The sequence below is a fragment of the Lysinibacillus sp. NPDC097287 genome (assembly GCF_044761695.1).
GTDB lineage: Bacteria > Bacillota > Bacilli > Bacillales_A > Planococcaceae > Lysinibacillus.
Genome location: NZ_JBIWCX010000050.1, coordinates 1 through 1,481, shown reverse-complemented (window position 1 = coordinate 1,481; position 1,481 = coordinate 1). Strand labels below are relative to the sequence as shown.

The window sequence follows — 1,481 nt, the reverse complement described above, 5'->3', positions numbered from 1 at the left end:
AAAGAGGAGATGGTCTGGTGAGCCGTAGTTGGGTGTATTAAGGCTTGGACGATGGACAACACACGATACTAGGTCCACACCATCCACCTTGCCAATCTCATCTAAGGTCATCTTTAGAGTCTTGCCGGTAGTAATTGTGTTGTCGACTACGATAATTTGGGAATGCGCCACGAGTTCTTTGTCAAACCTTAGCTCCACTCCTGTACAAACTGGTACGTCGCCACTAGACATCAAGGTGACCTCGACATGCAGAACCGGTACCCTAAAGTGTTTCGCTAACTCCGCCGCGGGCACGAAAGCGCCGTACTGAATGGCAACGATATACTGAGGGGAAAACCCGTTCGCCCCTATACGCTCAGCCACGATCTTAAGCGACGCCAAATAGGCACGATACCGAATCGATCGCCAGATCCGGACAGGTTTATCGAAATTAGATGATTTAACCCTGCGGGTATTCAATTCGTCGCTAACAACGAAGTAAAACGCAGCCAAGGTTACGAGTCCAGTAAGTATCGAAAATCCCGCCAACAACGCCGATCTCCTAAGTGTTCCGTCAACCGCGCTGATCTACCTTTTAACTGCCCGCTATCCGCTTCTTTATTTCCTCTTCGCTATACAGAGATACGATTTCGACAGACGGACTCACCCCGAGAATGTAAGAAAAAGCCTCATTTTCCAATACATCATCATACTCAACAAGCTTCACGAGGAAGTCAATTCCAATGCCCGCATCGTGCAGAATTTTAACACTTTGGACTGCGGTCTCTCCAGTTTTAATAGAATTATCTACCAAAATGGTTGAGAAACAAGAATAGTTTGGAAAATCATCGAAAGTATTTAAAGGAGCAAATGGATCGACACAACTCAAGTAAACTTGACGGTGCGCGTTGGACCGCAACAGCTCCATGGCCGCAGCAGTACCAATAGGATAACCACTGTTAGCCACCGATATCAAATGAACCGGTCCTTGAATTTTAGAATCCATGACGCTTCGAAAACGGGCCGCTATCCGCGACAGCTCAGAAACCTCGATCGGTCGAGGAAGTACATGCCGAGACCCATGGTTGGCACTGACACGTCCAGCCAGCTTCATTGTGGGTACATCGTTCCTCATGCCAACCATTATAGCAGGTCAATGCCTCGCGTCTAATGTTTAGCCTAGGCCGAACCATAACCAAAACGCGGTACCGATCCTCCACCGCAAGACGGCACCCGCCGCCAGTGAGGTGTCCTTCTGAAGAAGAAAATTGTGCTTAACCGGCTCTTTGGGGTCCTCATCGTAAAACACCGCAACCCCAAGGAAATCATCTCTCGTACCAACCCGTCGCAGGATCAAAGTACCGATCCTCTGCTTTAATCGTCGGTCGGCGAACGTCAGAGCAATCTTATCCGCTTGATAGACCCCGCGGTAGACGAAAACCTTTCTCGGGCTCTGCGGTACGTTCGACCTACTGATCTCACGCTCAACCCGAACGCAGATT

Annotated in this window: 3 protein-coding genes; all 3 read right to left on the bottom strand. The window is 49.2% G+C overall.

Going from position 1 to position 1,481, the window contains the following annotated elements:
• The coding region (locus ACIQ2D_RS21920; protein WP_402867409.1) for a phosphoribosyltransferase at nucleotides 1-528 on the bottom strand (528 nt) is incomplete at its 3' end.
• A 46-nt stretch (nucleotides 529-574) separates the two neighbouring features.
• Nucleotides 575-1,093, bottom strand: coding sequence for a hypothetical protein (locus tag ACIQ2D_RS21915; protein WP_402867408.1), 519 nt, complete (start codon nucleotides 1,091-1,093; stop codon nucleotides 575-577).
• Nucleotides 1,094-1,153: 60 nt separating this feature from the next.
• The coding region (locus ACIQ2D_RS21910) for a hypothetical protein (protein ID WP_402867407.1) at nucleotides 1,154-1,481 on the bottom strand (328 nt) is incomplete at its 5' end.